Raw genomic sequence first — 20360 nt, forward strand, 5'->3', positions numbered from 1 at the left:
GGTACGCGGTCCCCGCCAGTTCGCTGCGGATGGTCGATCAGAAGGGGTGGAACGCCAGGGCGTCGTGGCTGGTGTCGTGCGCCGTCAGGCTGGTGTCGTCGTGCGAGGCCAGGCTGGTGTCGTTGTGCGAAGCCAGGCTGGTGTCGTTGTTCGAGCCGATGGCGCTGCTGTACGAGTGGTCGTCGGTCGAGGTCTCGGTGTGGTCGACCACCGTCGAGTCGACGTGCGTGTTCACGTGGCTGCTGGAGTCCGACACGTTGCCGCTGCCCAGGTCGCCTCCGGCGGTGGTCTGGTTGCCGCCGACGGTGGTGCTGGCGCTGTGGTTGCTGGTGTCGGTGACGATGATCGACCCGCCGTTGCCACCGCTGCCGGCGTTGGCCTCGTTGCCGCCGTTGCCGATCCCGATGCCGAGCAGACCGCCGCCGGTGGCGCCGCCGCCGGCCGACGCGCTGCCGCCATGGCCGCCGGACATGTCGTTGTCCTTGATGATGGTGCCCTCGTTGCCGTTGATGAGGTCACCGCCGGAGTGCTGCGAGGAGTCGCGGACGTCGGTGTGGTTGCCCGCGCCGATGGTGACGGGCGAGTTGTGGTCGGCCACGACGGTGCCGGTGTTGGCGGTGTTGCCGTCGCCGATGACGTTGCCGTGGCCGGTGGTGACGTCGCCGGCGTTGTCGCCGCCGACCACCACGCCGCCGTCGGTGGCGGTGTTGCTGGTCTTGTTGCCCAGTGTGATGTCGCCGAAGCCGAGGTTGAATCCGCCGACCTGCGAGTTGGCCCCCGAACTCTGCTCCGGGCTCATGAAGTCGTTGTTGCTGGCCAGCTCGGTGGCGTTGTGGCTGGCGAAGTCGGTCTGCGGCGCGAAGGCGGGCGCGTAGGTGGTCTGCGGCGAGAACGGCGAGGCCACGCTGTGGTAATTGGCCACCGCACGCTGCAGGCCGACCACCGGGTCGCCGCCGCCGAGGGCCACGCCTGCGGGTGCGGCGGTCGCGGCCACCGATGCGAGCTGCGCGGCGGTGACGTTGGGCAGACCGGCGTCGCGCATGGCGCCCTGCGGGTCCGCGATGAACGATGCGGCCACGTCGGGGCTGCGGAAGAGGTCGAGGATGTAGTCGATGATGGTGGTCATCTCAGTGCCCTTCTGTCGAGGTCTGGTCTGGTTCGCCGGTGTTCGGCGAGCTGAGAACCAATCTAGGAACATCCCCGACCCCCGGAAACGGGGCGCGAACCCCTGCCTCGAGCGTCGGATACCGGGATGCCGATGGGGGTTCAGTTAGGGGATTAGGGGTTTGCCGGGGATCGTGTTCCCACCGCGCTGAAGTGCGTACATACGCCAACGGCGCGACCGATGTCGGTCGCGCCGTGGGGGCAAGGATAGGGGATTCGGCAGGATCGCCTTCGCGATTAGGTGAACAGGTCGAACCCCGTGGGGTCGGGATGACCGGGATCGTGGGGCCCGTCGTGCACGGCGTCGAGGCCGTGCCACTCCGGGACGTCCAGGCCGCCCGGACCGTCCAGACCGTCAAGACCGTCCAGGGCACCCGGTACGTCGTGCCCGAACCCGGATCCCCCGCCGGCATCGGCGCCAAGCGGGTTGACGACCACCGGGACGTCGTGGTCGAACGCGGGATCGCCCGCGGAGGCGACGTCGGGTGGCCCGGCGGTGCCGGCGTCGACGATGGCGTGCAATCCGGAGTCGTTGACGTGATGGACACCGGGGGCGTCGAAGGCGTCGAAGGCGGCGGTCGCGGCGCCGCTGGACCAGACGTTGCCCGCGTCGCCGAACGTGTCGCCCGTCGAGACGGGCGTCGTCAGCGATTCGGCGACCACCGGGATCAACCCGTTCACGTCGGCGGTGGTGACGCCGACGAGGTGCGCGTCCGCGATGGCCTGGCCGGGGTTGGCGGCGTACTGGGCGGCGACGTCGGGGTCGCGGACCACCGACATGACGAAGTCGAGCAGCGAGTTCGCCACCGGTACCACCTCTCCAACGGTTCGTGCAGGCACTGTTCTCGTGAAGATGCTATTCGCGCTGGCAGCGCACGGAATCGGTGGTGCGCCCACCTGCCGGGCGCCGGCATTGGGGGATTCGCCATTAGGGGATGCGCCACGCTTAGGGGCAGTGACCTCGACTCCCGCGATCCGTCGACTCCGACGGTTATGGTGAGGGCTGGCCCGACCCGGAATGGGTCGGTGTGCGACTGGGCCCGGGAGGGCCCGCCCGAGAACGAGAGCCCGGGAGGGCCCGCCCGAGAACGAGAGAGGGGACCGATGAGCGCCCTGGGGTTGTCCGTCGGTGCCACCAATCTGGTGGCCGGCGTCGTCGGCCGGCCGCCGCTGGTGCGGCGCGCGGTGCTGGCGTTGTACGACGATCGCGCACCCGAGGTGGGCGAACCGGAAGGCGCTTCGACCGGTGCCGGGCAACCGCGCCTCGTCCTCACCGACTTCGTCGAGCGGGTCGGCGACCCCGTGCCGATGGTGGCCTCCGACGGCTCGTCGCACCGCGGTGAGTTCGTGCTCGCCGAGGCACTCGACGGGCTCGCACGCGCCGCAGGCGGAGGCAGTCCCGTGACCATCGCGGTCCCCGCGCATTGGGGACCGGGGCAGGTGGGTGCGCTGCGCAACGCGGTCCGGGACAAGCCTGCCCTGTCCCCCGGCGGCGTGCCCGCCACCCTGATCCCCGACGCCACGGCGGCCCTGGCCGCGCTCGGCGTCACCCCCGGTCTGCCGAACGACGGCGTCGTCGTGCTGTTGGACTTCGGCGCCTCCGGGACCAGCCTGACCCTGGCCGACGCCCGGGCCGGCATGAGCGTCATCGGCGACACCGTGCGGTACCCGGACTTCTCCGGGGATCTGGCCGACCAGGCCCTGCTCAACCACGTCATCGCCGGAGTCGCCGACGCCGGCAACGCCGATCCCGCGGGTACCGCGGCCGTCGGGTCGCTGCGAGCCCTGCGCGACGCGTGCCGGCAGGCCAAGGAGCGCCTGTCCGCCGAGACCGCCGCCGTGATCCCCGTGGCGCTGCCGGGCTACGGCTCCGACGTCCGGGTGACGCGCCCCGAACTCGAGCGCCTCATCGACCAGCCGCTGGCGGGCTTGCTGGCCCTCGTCGAGGAGTCGTTGCAGCGCTTCCGCATCCCGTTGGCCGCCGTGGCGGCGGTGGCGACGGTCGGCGGCGGGGCGGCCATCCCGCTGGTCACGCAGCGCCTCTCGGAGCGTCTGCGCGCACCCGTGGTGACCACGCCCGCCCCGCAGGTGGTGGCGGCCGCCGGCGGTGCCGCGGTGGCGATGGGTGTCACCAGCGCGTCGGCCGCGACCGCGATGGCACCGGCCCTCGACGACGCCGCGACCGGGTTGGCCCCCACCATGGGGTGGCTGGCGGGAGCTGCCGGGGTGGGCGGAGCGGTCGCCGGTTTCGACGCGGCCGCGCCCCCGACGCAGGCCGCGCCGAACGCCGCGGTCACCGGCAAGGCCGACTCGCTGGCGTGGTCACAGGATGCACCCGGCGGCGAGCCGGTGCCGTTCGAAGGCAACGACTACACGACCGAGTATCTCGACGACTATGGCAGTCAGACCGATGCCCGGCCGCCGATGGACTTCGCCCGGACCGACGAGCACGACGACCACGACGTGGCCCCGCTGCCCTGGTACAAGCGCCCGCCCCTGCTGTTCGGCGCCGCCGCGGCGGCGTTGCTGGCCGTCGGCGGCGTGGCCGCGGTGACGCTCACCAGCACGTCCACCGACTCGACGCCGGTCACCGAGAACGTCACGGTCACCAAGACGGGCACCGACGGGCTGATCACCACCACGGTGGTGCCCTCGTCGGAGGTCGCCTCGCTGCTTCCCAGCGGTTACACCACCACCAGTCCGCTGACCACCACGCCGCAGAGCAGTGCCGCCGACAGCACGACCACCACCACGTCGCCGACGACCACGACGACGACCACCACGACCACGACGACCACCACCACCACGACGACGACCACCACGACGCCTCCGACGACGACCACGACGACGCAGGCGGTGACCACGACGACGCAGCCGCCGCCGACGACCACCACGCAGGCGCCGCCGACCACCACCCAGGCACCGCCCACCACCACCCAGGCACCGCCGCCGACCACGACGGCGCAGGCGGCACCCACGCTGACGCAGACGCAGTCGGTTCCGGAGGCACCGACGCGGCAGGTGTCGTCACCGTCGGTTCCCGACGTCCCCACGGTCACGGAAGTTCCGCTGCTCCCCCTCCCGTGAGCGCATCCGACGTCGTTGCGACGCTGACGGCGTCGCCCGCCGAGCCCGCCCAGGTGCTGGTGTCCGGCGGGGTGGGCACGGGCAAGACGGAGCTGTGCGCGCGCATCGTCGAGGCGTTGCGCGCCAACGGGATCACGGTGCTGACGCGTCCGCCGCGCCCCGGCGACCCGCCCGCGGCGGCCGTCGTGATCGACGACGTGCAACTCTGTGACGACGACGATCTCGGTGCGCTGACCGAGGAGATCGCCGCGGGGGCCCGGACCGTCGTCGTGGCAGCCCCGCCCCTGACGTCGCGCGCGGCGCTGGCCGAGTTGACCGCCGCCGCGGGCAGGCGACGGCCCGTGGTGTCGCTCGGTCCGCTCGGTCCGGCCGAGATCGCCAGCGTCGCAACCGAATCGATGACAACGCCGCCACCGCCCGAACTCGTCAGGGCGGTGGCCACCGCCACCGCGGGACTGCCATTCCTGGTGCGCCCCGCGGTCGCTGCGGCCGTCGCGCCCGACGGCGAGACACCCGGTGCCGCGATCTCGGCCGCCACCCGCGCAGCGCTCGTCGAACGCCTGCGCCGCCTGCCCGCACCGCTCGTCGACGCGCTGTTGGTGTCGTCGCTCAGCCCGGAGTTGGGGCCAGACGACGTCGCGGGCGCACTGACCGTCGACACCGCTGCCGCGCAGGCCCTGGTCGACGAGGCGCGCGGCACTGGGCTTATCGCCCCGTCGCACGGGGTGACGTTCCTGCGGACGCTGCATCGCTGCGCCGCCCAGGTCGCCGGCGTCGCCCACCATCACGACGTGGAACTGCGACTGCTGCACAGCCAGCTCGAGAAGGCAACGCTGACAGCCGATCTCGCGATCCGCCTGGCCGAACACGGGATGCGGCACCCGCTGCTGGCGACCGCGCTCACCGATCTCGCCGACGGTGCCGGGGCCTACCCCGAGCGGGCCGCCCGCCTGTACCGGGCCGCCGCAGAGGCCGACGCAGGCAGCCGCGACGCGCGTCTGGCCGACGCGTTGGCCGGCAGCGGTGACTGCACGGCCGCGCGTCGGCTCGCCGACGAGTTGCTGGCATCCGACGACGCGGCCGAGCGTGCCGCCGCGGTGCGCATCGCGGCGAGCGTCGCCGCCCACGACGGCGCCATCGGGCAGGCCGCCGAGCTGTTCGCGTGGCTGGGTTCACCGCAGGACGTCCTGCTCGGGGCCGCCGCCACCGTGGTGTCGCTCGGCGTGGGCGACGTCGCCGCCGCCCGGGCCTACGCCGCGGTGCCGGACGCCGGACCACCGACGTCGCAGGCTCGCGGGGCGCGCGCGCTGGCCGCGGGTCTGCTGGCGACGCTGGACGCGCCGTACCCGGCGGCGGTCGGCACGCTGTCGCAGGCGCTGGACGCGCCGCCCCCCGTGACGGTGGTGACGCCGGACACCGCGAGTGCGCTCGTCGCCCTGGTCGCCCTGCACGGCGGGGACCCGGCGCGGGCGCGCAGGGCCGTCGCTCGCCACGGTACGGAGTCGCCGTTCACCGCCCCCCGGCACCGGCTGCTGCAGGCCTGGCTGCACGTCCTCGACGGCCAACTGGCCGCGGCGGCCACCGCCCCCACCGCGACGGACCTGCACCGCCGGGACGCGCTGTGGGCCACGGCCGTGCAGACCGCGGCGGCCCGGCGCGGCGGCGACGTCGGCGCCCTGCAGAAGCACTGGAACGCCGGCGCCGAGGTGCTCGCCGAGTACGCCCTGGATCTGTATGCGCTGTTGCCCGTCGGCGAGCTGTGGGTGGCGGCGGTGCGCCTGGGCGTCGCCGGGCGCATGGCGCACGTCGTGGACGCCGCGTTCGGCCTGCTCGAACGGCTGGGCAATCCTCCGCTGTGGGCCGTCCCGCTGCACTGGGCGGGCGTGCACGCCGGCATCCTCGCCAACGATCCGGCAGCCGTCGCGCCGCACGGTCAGGCCCTGGCGGCGGCGGCTGGCGACAGCCCGTTCGCCAGAGCGCTGGCGAACGCAGGTCGGGCCTGGCTACGGGTGCTCGCCGGGCAGGTCGACGTGCCCGAGGTGGGCGCCGCGGCCCGTGGGCTGGCGGCGCACGGTCTGGGCTGGGATGCCACACGGCTGGCGAGCCAGGCGGCACTGCACACGCCCGACGGCAGGGTGTCGGCCGCCATGCTGCAGCTGGCCAGGGACCTGCGGGCCACGGCACCGGTCCCCGAGCCGGTACCGGAACCCAGCAGGCCGGCACGTCCGTCGGCGTCGTCCCAGACGTCTGCTTCCGCGACCACCGCGCGACCCGCACCCGCCGCGGGCGCCCTGTCGGCGCGTGAACGCGAGGTGGCCGAGCTGGTCCTGCAGGGCATGCCCTATCGCGACATCGGCTCGCGCCTGCTGATCTCCGCCAAGACCGTGGAGCACCACGTCGCCCGGATACGGCGCAGGCTCGGCGCCGAGTCGCGGTCGGAGCTGATATCGATGCTGCGGGCGCTCCTCGAGGGCTGATCTTGGGCCTGCACGACCGTCGTGCGCCGGCCCGTGCGACGAACCTGTGTGATGCTTGCCACTCCGCTGCGGACCTGGTGAAATCCGGTGGCCGGACGGCACTCCACCAAGCGGTTGCTCAGTCGCGACCTCGGCGACCGGGTTCACCTGCGCCGATACCCGAGCGCTTCGGTCGGCACCGGCGGCGTCGCCACGCGACCGGCCGACCGGTTAGTTAGGTATGCCTTCATGGCGTCGTTTGGGCCGCGGATGCAACTATGAGCAGGCATCTAGCGTAAGTTACCGACTAGTAACACAGCCCGGCGATGCGGTCGGTGGCTTGAGATTTCGCTTGAGATTTCGGAGGCATGCGGTGGACGAGCACACCCTCGTTTTGGTCACGATGGGCATCGGCGTGCTGGCAACGCTCGTCGTAGCGGCCCTGGCCGTCAAACGCGTGCTATGGCTGACCAACCTCATCCGGTCCGGTCAGACCACCCTCGACGAGGGTGGCCGCAAGGACGACCTGAAGACGCGCATCACGACGCAGTTCAAGGAGGTCTTCGCCCAGACGCGGCTGCTGCGCTGGTCGATCCCCGGCATCGCCCACTTCTTCACCATGTGGGGCTTCTTCATCCTCGCCACGGTGTACCTCGAGGCGTTCGGCGTGCTGTTCTACCCCAAGTTCGCCATCCCGATCGTCGGCCACTGGAACGTGCTGGGCTTCCTGCAGGACTTCTTCGCGCTGGCCGTGCTGTTCGGCATCATCGTGTTCGCGATCATCCGCCTGCGTTCGGAACCCAAGGAGTACGGCCGAGATTCGCGCTTCTACGGCTCGCACACCGGTGGCGCCTGGCTCATCCTCTTCATGATCTTCAACGTCATCTGGACGTACGCGCTGTTCCGCGGCGCCGCGGTGGCCACCGAGAACCTGCCCTACGGCTGGGGCGCCTTCTTCTCCCACGGCATGGGCTCCATCCTGTCGCCGCTCGGCGAGACGCCCAACGTGATCATCGAGCGTGTCGCGCTGCTGCTGCACATCGGCGTCATGCTGGTGTTCCTGCTGATCGTGCTGCACTCCAAGCACCTGCACATCGGCCTGGCGCCCATCAACGTCACGTTCAAGCGCCTGCCCAACGGCCTGGGCCCGCTGCTGCCCATGGAGTACGACGGCAAGTACATCGACTTCGAGGATCCCGACGAGAACGCGGTGTTCGGCCGCGGCAAGATCGAGGACTTCACGTGGAAGGGCTACCTGGACTTCACCACGTGTACCGAGTGCGGTCGCTGCCAGTCGCAGTGCCCGGCGTGGAACACCGGAAAGCCGTTGTCTCCCAAGCTCGTCATCATGAACCTGCGCGACCACCTGTTCGCGAAGGCGCCCTACATCCTGGGTGACAAGGAAACCCCGCTGGAGAACACCCCCGAGGGTGGCCTCGGCGAGGACCTCCGCGGCGAGAAGCGCTCCGAGCAGCACGCCCACGATCACGTGCCCGAGTCGGGCTTCGAGCGCATCATGGGCTCCGGCCCGGACCAGGCGCTGCGCCCGCTGGTCGGCACCGCCGAGGAAGGCGGCGTCATCGACCCCGACGTGCTGTGGTCGTGCACCACGTGCGGCGCGTGCGTCGAGCAGTGCCCCGTCGACATCGAGCACATCGACCACATCGTCGACATGCGTCGCTACCAGGTGATGGTGGCCTCGGAGTTCCCCGCCGAACTCAGTGGCCTCTACAAGAACCTGGAGACCAAGGGCAATCCGTGGGGCCAGTCGTCGCGTGATCGCACGGCCTGGATCAACGAGGTCGACTTCGACGTGCCGGTCTACGGCGAGGACGTCGAGTCCTTCGACGGTTTCGAGTACCTGTTCTACGTCGGGTGCGCAGGCGCCTTCGAAGACCGCGCGAAGAAGACCACCAAGGCCGTCGCCGAGCTGCTGTCCGCGGCGGGCGTCAAGTTCCTGGTGCTGGGTTCCGCGGAGAGCTGCAACGGCGACTCCGCTCGTCGCTCGGGTAACGAGTTCCTGTTCCAGCAGCTCGCCGCGCAGACCAAGGAGACCATCGACGAGCTGTTCGAGGGCACCGAGACCATCGACCGCAAGATCGTCGTCACCTGCCCGCACTGCTTCAACACCATCGGCCGCGAGTACAAGCAGCTGGGTGCCAACTACACCGTGGTGCACCACACGCAGTTGCTCAACCGCCTGGTGCGGGACAAGAAGCTGGTGCCGGTGAGCCCGGTCGGCCAGGACGTCACCTACCACGACCCCTGCTACCTGGGCCGGCACAACAAGGAGTACGCCGCGCCGCGCGAGCTGATCGGGGCGTCGGGGGCGAAGCTGACCGAGATGCCGCGCCACGCCGACCGCGGGCTGTGCTGTGGTGCCGGTGGCGCGCGGATGTGGATGGAAGAGCACATCGGCAAGCGCGTCAACCACGAGCGCGTCGAAGAGGCGCTGAACACCGACGCCACCAAGATCGCCACCGGGTGCCCGTTCTGCCGCGTGATGATGACCGACGGCGTGGGCGACCGCGCCGAGGCCATCGGCAAGCAGGAGGTCGAGGTCCTCGACGTCGCGCAGCTGCTGCTGGGCGCCCTGGACAAGGACGCGATCACGTTGCCGGAGAAGGGTTCCGCCGCGAAGTGGTCGGCGGAGCTGGCCGAGCAGCGCGCCGCGAAGGCACCGGTCGCGGAGAAGACGGCCGCTGAGATCCCCGACGAGCCGCTCGACGTGCCGACCGAGGAGGCCACCGATCCCGGTGCGCCCGACGCGGCTCCCGTCGCACCCGCCAAGGGCGGTCTGGGCATGGCGGGCGGCATCAAGAAGCCCGGCGCCAAGACCGCCGCTCCGGCGGCCGAGGACGCCACGCCCGCACCGGCCAAGGGCGGGCTGGGACTGGCAGGCGGCATCAAGAAGCCCGGCGCCAAGACCGCCGCTCCGGCGGCCGAGGAGGCCACGCCGGCTCCCGCCAAGGGCGGGCTGGGACTGGCAGGCGGCATCAAGAAGCCGGGCGCCAAGACCGCCGCACCCGCGACCGGAGCACCCGCAACCGGAGCACCCGCGACCGAGGCGGCCAAGCCCGCACCGGCCAAGGGCGGTCTGGGGCTGGCAGGCGGCATCAAGAAGCCGGGCGCCAAGTCCGCGGCCGCACCCGCTGCCGCACCCGCGACCGACGCTCCGGCAGCCGAGACGCCGCAGGCGGCCGCGACGCCCGATGCCCCTGCGGCACCCAAGCCTGCGGCGGCACAGGGTGGTCTGGGTCTGGCAGGCGGCATCAAGAAGCCGGGGCAGCGCAAGCCCGCGGTAGCCGCTCCCGCAGCACCCAAGACGGCGGAACCTCAGGCCGAGGAGACCGTGACCGAGGACCCCACGACCGCCGCGCCCGAGGCGTCGTCGACGAATGGCGATGCGGCGCAGGCCGCGGAGTCGAGCACCGAAGAGCCGAGCACCCCTTCGGTTCCGGTGAAGGGTCTGGGCATGGCTCCGGGCGTGCGCAAGCCCGGCAAGCGCTGAGGGGCGCCGTTAATCGGTGGACGACGGTGAGAGCATGAAGGACGTGAGCACCCAACAGCTGCCGTGGCAGGCGCACAACCCGCCACGCCAGCGCACCTTCACGCAGTCGTCCAAGCTGCAGGACGTGTTGTACGAGATCCGCGGTCCCGTACACGATCACGCCGCGCGGCTGGAGAGCGAGGGGCACCGGATCCTCAAGCTGAACATCGGCAATCCCGCCCCGTTCGGCTTCGAGGCCCCCGACGTCATCATGCGCGACATGATCCAGGCGTTGCCGCATGCGCAGGGTTACTCGGATTCCAAGGGCATTCAGGCCGCCCGGCGTGCGGTGTTCACGCGCTACGAGCTGGTGGACGGCTTCCCGAAGTTCGACGTCGACGACGTCTACCTGGGCAACGGGGTGTCCGAACTCATCACGATGACGCTGCAGGCGCTGCTGGACAACGGCGACCAGGTGCTCATCCCAGCGCCGGACTACCCGCTGTGGACGGCGTCGACGTCGCTGGCGGGGGGCACGCCGGTGCACTACCTGTGCGACGAGACGCAGGGCTGGCAGCCCGACATCGCCGACCTCGAGTCGAAGATCACCGACCGCACCAAGGCGCTCGTCGTGATCAACCCCAACAACCCGACGGGCGCGGTGTATCCGCGAGAGGTGTTGGCGCAGATGGTGGATCTGGCGCGAAAGCACCAGCTCCTGCTGCTCGCCGACGAGATCTACGACAAGATCCTCTACGACGACGCCCAGCACGTCAGCCTGGCCACGCTGGCCCCCGACCTGTTGACGCTGACGTTCAACGGCTTGTCCAAGGCCTACCGCGTCGCCGGTTACCGATCGGGGTGGCTGGTGATCACGGGCCCCAAGGATCATGCGACGAGCTTCCTCGAGGGCATCAGCCTGCTGGCCAACATGCGGCTGTGCCCCAACGTGCCTGCCCAGCACGCCATCCAGGTGGCCTTGGGCGGACATCAGAGCATCGAGGACCTGGTGCTTCCCGGTGGCCGGCTGCTGGAGCAGCGAGACGTGGCCTGGGACAAGCTGAATCAGATCCCCGGGGTGTCGTGTGTCAAGCCGCAGGGCGCGCTGTATGCGTTCCCGCGTCTGGATCCCGAGGTCCATGACATCCACGACGACGAACAACTGGTGCTCGACTTGCTGCTGCAGGAGAAGATCCTGGTCACCCAGGGCACCGGATTCAACTGGCCCGCACCGGATCACCTGCGCATCGTGACGCTCCCCTGGGCCCGCGACCTGGCCAACGCCATCGAGCGGCTGGGCAACTTCCTGGCCGGCTACCGGCAGTAGCGCGACTCAGGGCTGCGTGCTGCGCACCAGCGCGGCGAGTTCGACTCGCCCCAGGACGCCGGCCTTCGCGCACGCGCGATACACGTGGCTCTCCACCGTGCGCAGGGACAGCCCCAGCGTTTCGGCGATCCCCCGGTTCGACAGCCCCTCGGCCACCAGCGCCGCGATCTCGTGTTCCCTTCGACTGAACGGCGGCGCGAACCCGGCGGCCGCGATCGCCGGGCTGATGGCGCCGCCACACTCGGCGGCCAACCGACGGGCGCGGGCCGCAGCGGTCATCGCGCTGCCCGTGCGGCCTGCCCGCCGGTGCGCCGTCGCGGCCTGCCCGGCCGCGTCGGCCGCCGCCAACCCGTCGCCGATGGTCTCGAAAGCCAGTGACACGCGGTCCAATTCGGTGGCACGGTCGGCCTTCACCGCTGCGGCGTACCGGGCCACGATCCCGGCGCGGGGGCCCTCGACGCGCTCGGCGAGTTCCGCGGTTCGCCCCGCGACGTCGGTGTCGTCGAGTTGCACGGCGGTCTGCAGGCACAGGAGTTCGCGGGCCAGTTGGTCGTGCTCCCGGGCCAGGTCGGCGGCACGGCGCGCCAGCGTGCGGGCATCGGTCGATCGATGCCGACCCGCGGCCAGCCACGCCTCGGTGAGCAGTTCGGCGGGCACCAGGTTCTGATACGCCGGGTGTCGGTGCACCCGCGCCGCGTCCAGGACCCGTTGCGCGGCAGGAACGTTTCCCCGGCGTGCCAGCACTTGGGCACGGAGCAGTTGGAACCGGTAGAAGGTGTTCGCCACCACGAAGTCGTGGGCGTCGTCGAGGCCGTCGGGGAACAGGCGCAACGCCTCCTCGAGATGGCCCGCACCGTAGTGAGCCATCCCGAGCAGCTGCCGGGCCACCAGGAGCGCCGACGCGGGCTCGTCGGCTTGGTCGCGGCAATAGTCCTGGGCCGCAAGGATCGCCTGGGCAGCGTGCCCTGCCGTCGCCAGCGCGAGGATCAGCGATTCGATCATCGCATGGTGCAACCCCTTGGCCTCGAGACCACCGGTGTCTCGTGTCCTGGCGGATCGGGCTGCGGTCGCCACCGCGCGGTCCGCCTGTCCGAGTTCGGCGTAGACCATGGCCTCGGCGCTGTGCCCCATCGCGGTGGCGAACGGGTCCAAGCCCCGATAGTCGATGGCGGTGGCGATGGGGAGTGCCTCGAGAGGCCGCGCGGCGAGCACGAGCTGGTATGCCCGGAAGATCGACAGCTGCTGGCGCTGCACCCCGCTCGCCGAGTCGAGCGCATCCTTGACCACGCGTCGGGACCGTCGTGGGGCCCCGTCGGTCCACAGGAGGGTCGACGCCCGCATGATCACGTCGTTGGCGAACGTCGCGGGAGCCGTCCCGGCGGAGTGGACCTCGGCGAGCACCTCGGATGCCCGTTCGCCGCGCTGGGTCATGATCAGCGAATACGCAAGGGGCATGAGCGCATCCGCGCGAGCCGGGGTATGGGACGCGGCGGTGGACAACCGCACGGCAGCTTCGTAGTCCAGGAGTGCATTGGCGGCCTTGGCGGCATCGACGAGCACGGTCGGGTTGGTCGCCAAGTCGGACTCCAGCCACAGCAGGCCGCGCTTCATCACCTGGGCCGGGCTGCCGTCGCCCGTCATGGTCGAGGCCACCTCGCCGCGCAGTCGACGCAGTCGGGCTGCGCCGCAACGACTTCTGCGTACCTCCGCGAACATCGGGTGTGCCGCGTACACGTCGTCGCCCTCCACCCTGATGAGGCCGTGCTGCTCGGCCTCCTCGATGGCGTCTTGATCCGTGACGGTCCGCAGGCAGTGCAGCGTCACGGGTTCGGCGATGGACACCACGTCGACCACGTCCATCACGTCCTCGCGCACCGCACCGATGTGGGCGTCGACGAGCTCGGTGAGGGACTGCGGCAGGTCAGCGCCGTGGCGCCAGCGCACCACGCCGTCGTGGACCGTCATGCGCCCGGCCTGCCGTTCGTGGTCGACGAGCTGCCGCACGTAGAGGGCATTGCCGCGGGTGAGCTGCCACATCCGGGCAGTGCACGACTCGTCGAGGCGTGCGTCGAAGGCGGCTGCCAGCAGGGCTGCCACGTCGTCGCGGGTCAGGGGCGCGAGTTCGTGGCGGCGCGGCGCACCGCCGTGGCACAGCGACGCGATGGCCGCGGGCAGGGGCTCGCCGCTGCGGACGGTCAGGACCACGGTGCCGGCGCGTGCCTCGGCGAGGTGGTGCACGACGAAGGCGGACATGTCGTCGAGCACGTGGGCATCGTCGACGACGATCAGGAGGTGGTCCGGCTCGACGCCGTCGGTCAGGGCTTCGCACACCCGCCGCGCCATGGCGGCCGGTGAGCCGTCGACGTCGTCGGTCCATCGCGCGAACGCGCCGAGGGGGATGGCGCGACCCGTCGCGGTGGCGGCGACGCGGCGCACGGTCCATCCGTTCGCCGCCGCCCACGTGGCGACTTCGCGTGCCAGTCCTGACTTGCCGACGCCGGGCTTGCCCGCCAAGACCGTCGGCCGCGCGTCGGCGTCGGCGAGGGCTGCGACGACCTCCGCGAGGACGCGATCTCGACCGATGAACGGCCAGCGCTCGGGCACGCGATGATGGTAGCTACGCGGCCCTCGCACTGTCGTGGGGTCGCACCGAAACCCCGAGCGGTCACCGTTCGGTCAGGCATGGGCCTGCGAGCCGCCCGCGGACACCGCGGATGGCCGACGCTGCGCCCGCCCCCTTCGCCGGTCACGCGAAGTCCGCCCCAAGGCGCCACCTCTACCCTGTCCGGGTGGCGCACTCGCATTCGCACGCTCACCCGTCGGGCCCGGCTCCGCTGGGCCCCGTGGCCGCCAAGGTCGCCGTCGGTCTGCTGATCGCCATCGCGCTCGCGACGCTCGTCGGGGCGGCGCTGCTGTGGCCCAGCCAGCAGAAGGTCGACATCCCGCTGCCGTTCCAGAACTCGGCGGGCGGCGCGGTGACCACCGAGTCGGGTTACGTCACGTCGACGAGCGTGGCCCCGTGTGGCAGCCCGTCGGCGGGCGCGGTGCTCACGGCGCCGCCCACCGCGGCCCCTGCGGGCGGCGGCGAGTGCATCCAGTCGCTGGTGCGCATCGACTCGGGTCCCAACAAGGGGGCCAACACGCTGTTGGAGTTCAGCGGCGGCCCGGGCCAGCCCCAGTTGACCGCGGGCGACGACGTCCGGGTGAGCCGGCAGGTGGACCAGAACGGCGTGACGACCTATGCGTTCTACGACTTCTCGCGGTCGTGGGCGCTCGCCGCGTTCGCCGCGGTGTTCGCCGTCGTCATCGTCGCCGTCGCGCGCTGGCGCGGATTGCGGGCGCTGGTCGGCATCGTCATCGCGTTCGTGGTGCTGGTGGCGTTCCTGTTGCCCGCCCTGCGCGACGGCGCGCCGGCCGTCCCGGTGTCGCTGGTGGCGTCGTCGGCCATCCTGTTCGCCGTCATCTACCTGGCGCACGGGGTGAGCCTGCGCACCAGCGCGGCTCTCCTGGGCACCCTGGCCTCGCTGCTGCTCGCCGCGTTCCTGTCCTGGGGAGCCATCGAGGTGGCGCACCTGACGGGGCTCTCGGAAGACCAGAACAACGAGGTGGCCGCCTATCTGGGCAACGTGTCCATCACGGGGCTGCTGCTCGCGGGCTTCATCATCGGTTCGCTGGGCGTGCTCAACGACGTCACCATCACGCAGGCATCGACGGCGTTCGAGCTGGCCGAGCACGGGGCGTCGCGCACGCAGGCGTTCCTGGGCGCCATGCGCGTGGGCCGCGACCACATCGCCAGCACGGTGTACACGCTGGTGCTGGCCTACGCGGGCAGTGCGCTGCCGCTGCTGCTGCTGTTCAGCGTCGCCAACCGGCCGCTGTTCGACGTGCTGACCAGTGAGAGCGTGGCCATCGAGGTCGCGCGGTCGGCGGTCGGCGGCGTGGCGCTGGCGCTGTCGGTCCCGCTGACGACGGCGATCGCGGTGGTGCTGGCGACGCCTACCGGTCCAGCAGCTCCAGCAGGTAGGTCCCGTAGCCGGACTTGAGCCGGCGGCGGGCCTGTTCGGCCAGTTGCTCGTCGTCGATGAAGCCGACGTGCCAGGCGGCCTCCTCGGGCACACCGACCTTGAGGCCCTGCCGGCGCTCGATGGTGCGCACGTAGTCGCAGGCGTCCAGCAGCGAGTCGAACGTGCCGGTGTCCAGCCACGCGGTGCCGCGCGCGAGGACCTCGACCGACAAGCGGCCGGCCTCCAGATAGCGTTGGTTGACCTCGGTGATCTCGTATTCCCCACGAGCAGAGGGCTGCAGCGACTTCGCGATCTCGATGACGTCGTTGTCGTAGAAGTACAGGCCCGGCACCGCGTAGTTCGACTTGGGGGCGGCCGGCTTCTCCTCCAGCGAGAGCGCCCTGCCGTCGTCGGAGAACTCGACGACACCGTAGGCGCGGGGGTTGGCCACCCAGTAGGCGAAGATCACGCCACCGTCGACGCCGTGGAACCGCTTGAGGTTGGTGCCCAGCCCGGGACCGTTGAAGATGTTGTCGCCCAACACCAATGCCACCGAGTCGGTGCCGATGTGGTCCGCGCCGATGACGAACGCCTGAGCCAGCCCGTCGGGCTTCTCCTGCACGGCGTAGGTGAGGTTGATGCCGAAGTCGCTGCCGTCGCCGAGAAGTCGCTCGAAGGCGGGCGCGTCGCCGGGCGTGGTGATGATGAGGATGTCCCGGATGCCGGCCAGGATCAGCGTCGACAAGGGGTAGTAGATCATCGGCTTGTCGTATACCGGCACCAGCTGCTTGCTGACGCCCAAGGTGATCGGATGCAGACGTGTGCCCGAACCGCCGGCCAGAATGATTCCCCGCATGGCCCAAGCCTAGTCAGACGGCCTCAGAACGGCGTGCGCGCCAGCCAACCATCCCAGATGGCTGGATCGCCGTACACCTCCAGCGCCGCTTCGTCGGTGGTCTTGCGCCGGGTGATGGCCAGCAACAGATCCACGGCCCGCCCGCGCAGCGCCACCTCGCCCTTGGTGTGGTCGTGGGACCAGTTGATGCCGTCCTCGTCGTGCACGACGGTCCATTCGCCGGTGGGGCCCAGGCCCTCGTCGTTGGCGTGCAGGTGCAGCGTCAGCCCGCGCTCCAGTGGCGGCGCCTGCCGGTTGGCCGATGCGACGTTGAGCGTGAGCCATTCGCTGACGCCGTCGGCGGCCAGCTCGGCGTCGACGGCGACGTCCAGACCGAGCGCCAGCTGGGCGTCGGCGCGGTGCACGATGGTCTCGTGTACGCGACGGCGCACCCACCAGCCTGCGGGTTTGGGCCCGATGAACGTCCACACCTTGGCGTCGCCACCCACGCGTTCGACGCTGTCGATGATCAGCTGCGCGCCCGCATCCAGCCACGCGAGCGCCTCGTCGGGGTCGGCGGGCGGCTTCCCGTCGTGCACCTCGCGCGGATCCAGCGGATGCTGCAGCCGCTGCGCGATGATCTGTGCGCACCAGCGGTTTCCACGACCGACGTGTTTGAGCAGCTTCAGCAGGTCCCAACCCGGGCACGTGGGCACGGGGATCTGCTCCCACCGTGCGGGGTCGGCGTCTCGGAGCACGCCCCCGAGGGCCGTGGTCTCCTCGATCAAGAGCGTTCGGAAGTCCATCTCAAGAACGTACCGCGGGGCGGGCCGCGCCAAGAGTGATCGGCAAGGTTGCCCAGCCCCGCAGCACCCGGGTGTCGCGCCGGGCGCCGGGCCCCGCCAACCGGGCGTCGGGGTAGCGCTCGAAGAAGGTACGCAGCCCCACCTCGCCCTCGGCGCGGGCCAGTGCCGCCCCGAGGCAGAAGTGCCTGCCGCCGGAGAACGAGAGATGCCTGCTCGCATTCTCCCGTGTCACGTCGAAGCGGTGCGGGTCGGCGAACACCGCGGGGTCGCGGTTGGCGCCCGCCAGGTAGAGGATGACCAGTTCGCCCGCGGCGATGGAGCGGCCCGCCAATTCGGTGTCGACGCGGGCGATCCGGGCCGACAGCTGCACCGGCGACTCCAGTCGCAGGATCTCCTCGACCGCGCTCGGCCACAGCTCGGGATCGTCCCGCAGGAGCGCCAGCTGGTCCGGATGGTCCAGCAGCAGCCGAATCCCGTTGCCCAGCAGGTTCACCGTCGTCTCGAAGCCGGCGGCGAGCACCAGACCGGCGGTGGCGCGCAGTTCCTCGTCGTTCAGGCGCGCGCCGTCCTCACTGGCGGCGATGAGCTGGCTCATCAGGTCGTCGCCCGGCGCGGAGCGCAGGTATGCCAGGTGGTTGGCCAACCACTGGTTGAAGCCGTCGAGACCGGCCTCCACCGTGCGGTATTGCCGCCACGACAGGCCGATGTCCAGGCTGGGGGCCGCCAACTCGCCGAATTCGAGGATGCGCGGCCGGTCGGAGTCGGGCACGCCGATGATGTCGCCGATCACCGTCACCGGCAGTTGCGAGCAGTACCGGTCGACGATGTCCACGGTGGTCCGGCCCCCGAGGCCGTCCAGCAGGTCGCTGGCGGCCTGCTGCACCCGCTCGCGCAGGGCGGCCACCGCGCGGGTGGTGAACACCGACGAGACGGTCTTGCGATAGCGGGTGTGCTCCGGCGGCTCCACCGAGAGCATCGACGGCGGCAGCAGCGGGTGCAGTCGGCCCTTGACCGACGTCTTGTCCTCGAGCCAGCCGAGCGGGCCGGGCAGCGTGCGACCGATCGCGGTCACCGAGAAGTCGTCGGAGCGCAGCAACTGGTGCGCCAGTGCGTGGTCGCTGGTGAGCCATGCCGCGCGGCCGCGCACCAACGGACCGCGGGCGCGCAGTTCGTCGGCGTAGCGGCCGGGGTCGGCGCGGACGGCAGGATCGGCGATGAGCCTTCCCTGGGGGTCGCCGCGGCGGGCTCCGTAGGACGCGAGACCGCGGATCACCCCGTGCAGGGCGAACCAGTGCAGGCGTTGCCTGGCCGTCATGTCATCCGAGGATAGGCCCCTAGACCGAGGCGAGCGCGGGAATGCGCCGCCCCAGCGCGTGCACCTGCCAGCCGGCGGCCTGCCAGGTGGCCACGTCCAGGCAGTTTCGGCCGTCGACAACCACTTTCGCCCGGACGGTGTCGGCCAGGGCGGCGGGATCCAGCTCGACGAACTCCTGCCATTCGGTGAGCACCAGTACGGCGTCGGCCCGCTCGCAGGCCTCGAGCACCGACGTGGAGTAGTTCAGCGTGGGGAACACGCGCTGCGAGTTCTCCATGGCCTTGGGGTCGTACACGTTCACCGTCGCGCCGTTGAGCTGCAGCAGGCCCGCCACGTTGAGCGCGGGCGAGTCGCGCACGTCGTCGGATTCCGGTTTGAACGCCGCGCCCAGCACGGCGACGTTGGCGCCCAGCAGGGAGCCGCCGCACGCCCGGGTGGCCAGCTCGACCATGCGGCTGCGGCGCCGCATGTTGATGCTGTCCACCTCGCGCAGGAACGTCAACGCGTGGTTGGCGCCCAGTTCACCGGCCCGGGCCATGAAGGCGCGGATGTCCTTGGGCAGGCAGCCGCCGCCGAAACCCAAGCCCGCGTTGAGGAATCGCCGCCCGATGCGGGGGTCGTAACCCAGGGCGTCGGCCAGCAGGGTGACGTCGGCGTCGACGGCCTCGCACACCTCCGAGATGGCGTTGATGAACGAGATCTTGGTGGCCAGGAACGCGTTCGCCGACACCTTGACCAGTTCGGCGGTCTGCAGGTCGGTGACCAGGAACGGGACGTCGTCGGCCAGCAGCGGGGCGTACAGCTCGCGGACGGCGGCCTCGGCCCGGCTGGGGCGGCCCTCGGAAAACCCCTGCACGCCAAGCACGATGCGATCGGGGTGCAGCGTGTCGTGCACGGCATAACCCTCGCGCAGGAACTCCGGATTCCACGCGATCTCGACGTCGACGCCGTCGGGCGCCAGGGCGCGAGCGCGCTCGGCAAGGTCGGCGGCGGTGCCGACCGGCACGGTGGACTTGCCGACGATGACGGCCGAGTGGCGCAGCCTGGGCACCAGCGTGTCGATCACGGCGTGCACGTGGCGCAGGTCGGCGCCGTACTCGCCCTTCTTCTGCGGGGTACCGACGCCCAAGAAGTGCACGTCGCCGAACTCGACGGCGGCGTCGTAGTCGGTGGTGAACTGCAACCGGCCGGCTTCGAGGTTGTCGCGCAGCACCTTTCGCAGGCCCGGCTCGTAGAACGGGATGTCACCCGAGGCCAGCTTGGCGATCTTGCCGGGGTCGACGTCCACCCCGATCACCTCGTGGCCGAGGGCGGCCATTCCGGCGGCGTGCGTCGCCCCCAGGTAGCCCGTTCCGAACACAGTGCATCGCATGTGTCCTGCCTATGCGTCACCGGTGAGCGAGTCACCAACCGACACTGAGCGGCAGGCCAACGTTGGGTGACGAGTGGTGTGCCGTCCGGGTTACGAGCAGAAGATCAGGAAGCAGTTCGATCCGGGGGCACCGCCGGCCGGACCGCGGCCGGGGCCGCCCCCACCGGGACCACCGCCGGGTCCCGACGATCCGCGGCCACTGCCGCCACCGTCCTGCCCCGGCCACTGCTGCTGCGGCGGCTGCCAGGACGGCGCCTGGGGCTGCTTGGTCTCCTTGGGCGGCTGCTGCTGCCACGGGGGTTGCCACGGCGGGCTCTGCGGCTGGTCGTCGTCGCTGCCGCGCGGCGGGCGCTGCGGCCAGCCGTCGTCGTCACCGCGGCCGGGCCGCTGCGGCCACTGCTGCTGGGGCGGTTGCCAGGCGGGCGGCTGCCAGCGCGGCGGTTGCCACACCGGGGGCTGCCAGATGGGCGGCAGCACGATCTGCGGTGCCGGCAGCACGGGCGC

The 20360-nt window shown here is 71.2% G+C and carries 12 protein-coding genes and 1 pseudogene; 5 read left to right on the forward strand and 8 right to left on the reverse strand.

Going from position 1 to position 20360, the window contains the following annotated elements; all coding sequences use genetic code 11:
* Window positions 1-37: 37 nt before the first annotated feature.
* Window positions 38-1126 (reverse strand): IniB N-terminal domain-containing protein, encoded by a 1089-nt coding sequence (locus AC30CM_RS18270; protein WP_490118317.1) that lies wholly within the window; start codon window positions 1124-1126, stop codon window positions 38-40.
* A 275-nt stretch (window positions 1127-1401) separates the two neighbouring features.
* Complete coding sequence (locus tag AC30CM_RS18275; protein ID WP_490118318.1) at window positions 1402-1971, reverse strand: Rv0340 family IniB-related protein; 570 nt, start codon at window positions 1969-1971, stop codon at window positions 1402-1404.
* A gap of 297 nt (window positions 1972-2268) precedes the next feature.
* Between AC30CM_RS18275 and AC30CM_RS18280 the strand changes: the two genes are divergently transcribed.
* The 4 genes from AC30CM_RS18280 (at window position 2269) to AC30CM_RS18295 (ending at window position 11524) form a co-directional block, all read left to right on the forward strand.
* On the forward strand, window positions 2269-4251 hold the full coding sequence (locus tag AC30CM_RS18280; RefSeq protein WP_490118319.1) for an Hsp70 family protein: 1983 nt from the start codon (window positions 2269-2271) through the stop codon (window positions 4249-4251).
* Entirely contained in the window at window positions 4248-6728 is a 2481-nt protein-coding gene (gene iniR, locus AC30CM_RS18285) for an isoniazid response ATPase/transcriptional regulator IniR (RefSeq protein WP_490118320.1), read from the forward strand. The genes AC30CM_RS18280 and iniR overlap by 4 nt, the downstream gene beginning before the upstream one ends.
* Window positions 6729-7110: 382 nt before the next feature.
* Complete coding sequence (locus AC30CM_RS18290; RefSeq protein WP_490118331.1) at window positions 7111-10218, forward strand: heterodisulfide reductase-related iron-sulfur binding cluster; 3108 nt, start codon at window positions 7111-7113, stop codon at window positions 10216-10218.
* 34 nt (window positions 10219-10252) lie between these two features.
* Window positions 10253-11524: a pyridoxal phosphate-dependent aminotransferase gene (locus tag AC30CM_RS18295; RefSeq protein ID WP_490118321.1), complete on the forward strand. Its 1272-nt coding sequence runs from the start codon at window positions 10253-10255 to the stop codon at window positions 11522-11524.
* Window positions 11525-11530: 6 nt separating this feature from the next.
* Here the strand turns inward: AC30CM_RS18295 and AC30CM_RS18300 are convergent, their stop codons facing one another.
* Window positions 11531-14128, reverse strand: coding sequence for a helix-turn-helix transcriptional regulator (locus AC30CM_RS18300; RefSeq protein ID WP_490118322.1), 2598 nt, complete (start codon window positions 14126-14128; stop codon window positions 11531-11533).
* 185 nt (window positions 14129-14313) lie between these two features.
* Here AC30CM_RS18300 and AC30CM_RS18305 point away from each other — a divergent pair, with 185 nt between their 5' ends.
* Complete coding sequence (locus tag AC30CM_RS18305; protein ID WP_490118323.1) at window positions 14314-15567, forward strand: YibE/F family protein; 1254 nt, start codon at window positions 14314-14316, stop codon at window positions 15565-15567.
* Here the strand turns inward: AC30CM_RS18305 and rfbA are convergent.
* The 5 genes and pseudogenes from rfbA to AC30CM_RS18330 all read right to left on the reverse strand — a co-directional run.
* Window positions 15521-16384: a glucose-1-phosphate thymidylyltransferase RfbA gene (gene rfbA / locus AC30CM_RS18310; RefSeq protein WP_490118324.1), complete on the reverse strand. Its 864-nt coding sequence runs from the start codon at window positions 16382-16384 to the stop codon at window positions 15521-15523. The two genes, AC30CM_RS18305 and rfbA, sit on opposite strands and share 47 nt — an antisense overlap.
* A gap of 23 nt (window positions 16385-16407) precedes the next feature.
* On the reverse strand, window positions 16408-17169 hold the full coding sequence (locus AC30CM_RS18315; protein ID WP_490118325.1) for a maleylpyruvate isomerase family mycothiol-dependent enzyme: 762 nt from the start codon (window positions 17167-17169) through the stop codon (window positions 16408-16410).
* 1 nt (window position 17170) lies between these two features.
* Window positions 17171-18484, reverse strand: a complete 1314-nt coding sequence (locus tag AC30CM_RS18320) for a cytochrome P450 (RefSeq protein WP_490118326.1) — start codon at window positions 18482-18484, stop codon at window positions 17171-17173.
* Window positions 18485-18503: 19 nt separating this feature from the next.
* Window positions 18504-19856, reverse strand: a complete 1353-nt coding sequence (locus tag AC30CM_RS18325; protein ID WP_490118327.1) for a UDP-glucose dehydrogenase family protein — start codon at window positions 19854-19856, stop codon at window positions 18504-18506.
* Window positions 19857-19946: 90 nt separating this feature from the next.
* Window positions 19947-20360, reverse strand: a pseudogene (locus AC30CM_RS18330) (hypothetical protein); the annotation flags it as partial.

Source organism: Mycobacterium sp. DHQP2018-32-09, assembly GCF_058148405.1.

Bases quoted from the DNA above. Each gene is read 5' to 3' on its own strand.
- AC30CM_RS18315 (WP_490118325.1), bottom strand. From the start codon at position 17,169: ATGGACTTCCGAACGCTCTTGATCGAGGAGACCACGGCCCTCGGGGGC.
- AC30CM_RS18320 (WP_490118326.1), bottom strand. From the start codon at position 18,484: ATGACGGCCAGGCAACGCCTGCACTGGTTCGCCCTGCACGGGGTGATC.
- AC30CM_RS18290 (WP_490118331.1), top strand. From the start codon at position 7,111: ATGGGCATCGGCGTGCTGGCAACGCTCGTCGTAGCGGCCCTGGCCGTC.
- AC30CM_RS18295 (WP_490118321.1), top strand. From the start codon at position 10,253: ATGAAGGACGTGAGCACCCAACAGCTGCCGTGGCAGGCGCACAACCCG.
- AC30CM_RS18270 (WP_490118317.1), bottom strand. From the start codon at position 1,126: ATGACCACCATCATCGACTACATCCTCGACCTCTTCCGCAGCCCCGAC.
- AC30CM_RS18280 (WP_490118319.1), top strand. From the start codon at position 2,269: ATGAGCGCCCTGGGGTTGTCCGTCGGTGCCACCAATCTGGTGGCCGGC.
- rfbA (WP_490118324.1), bottom strand. From the start codon at position 16,384: ATGCGGGGAATCATTCTGGCCGGCGGTTCGGGCACACGTCTGCATCCG.
- AC30CM_RS18325 (WP_490118327.1), bottom strand. From the start codon at position 19,856: ATGCGATGCACTGTGTTCGGAACGGGCTACCTGGGGGCGACGCACGCC.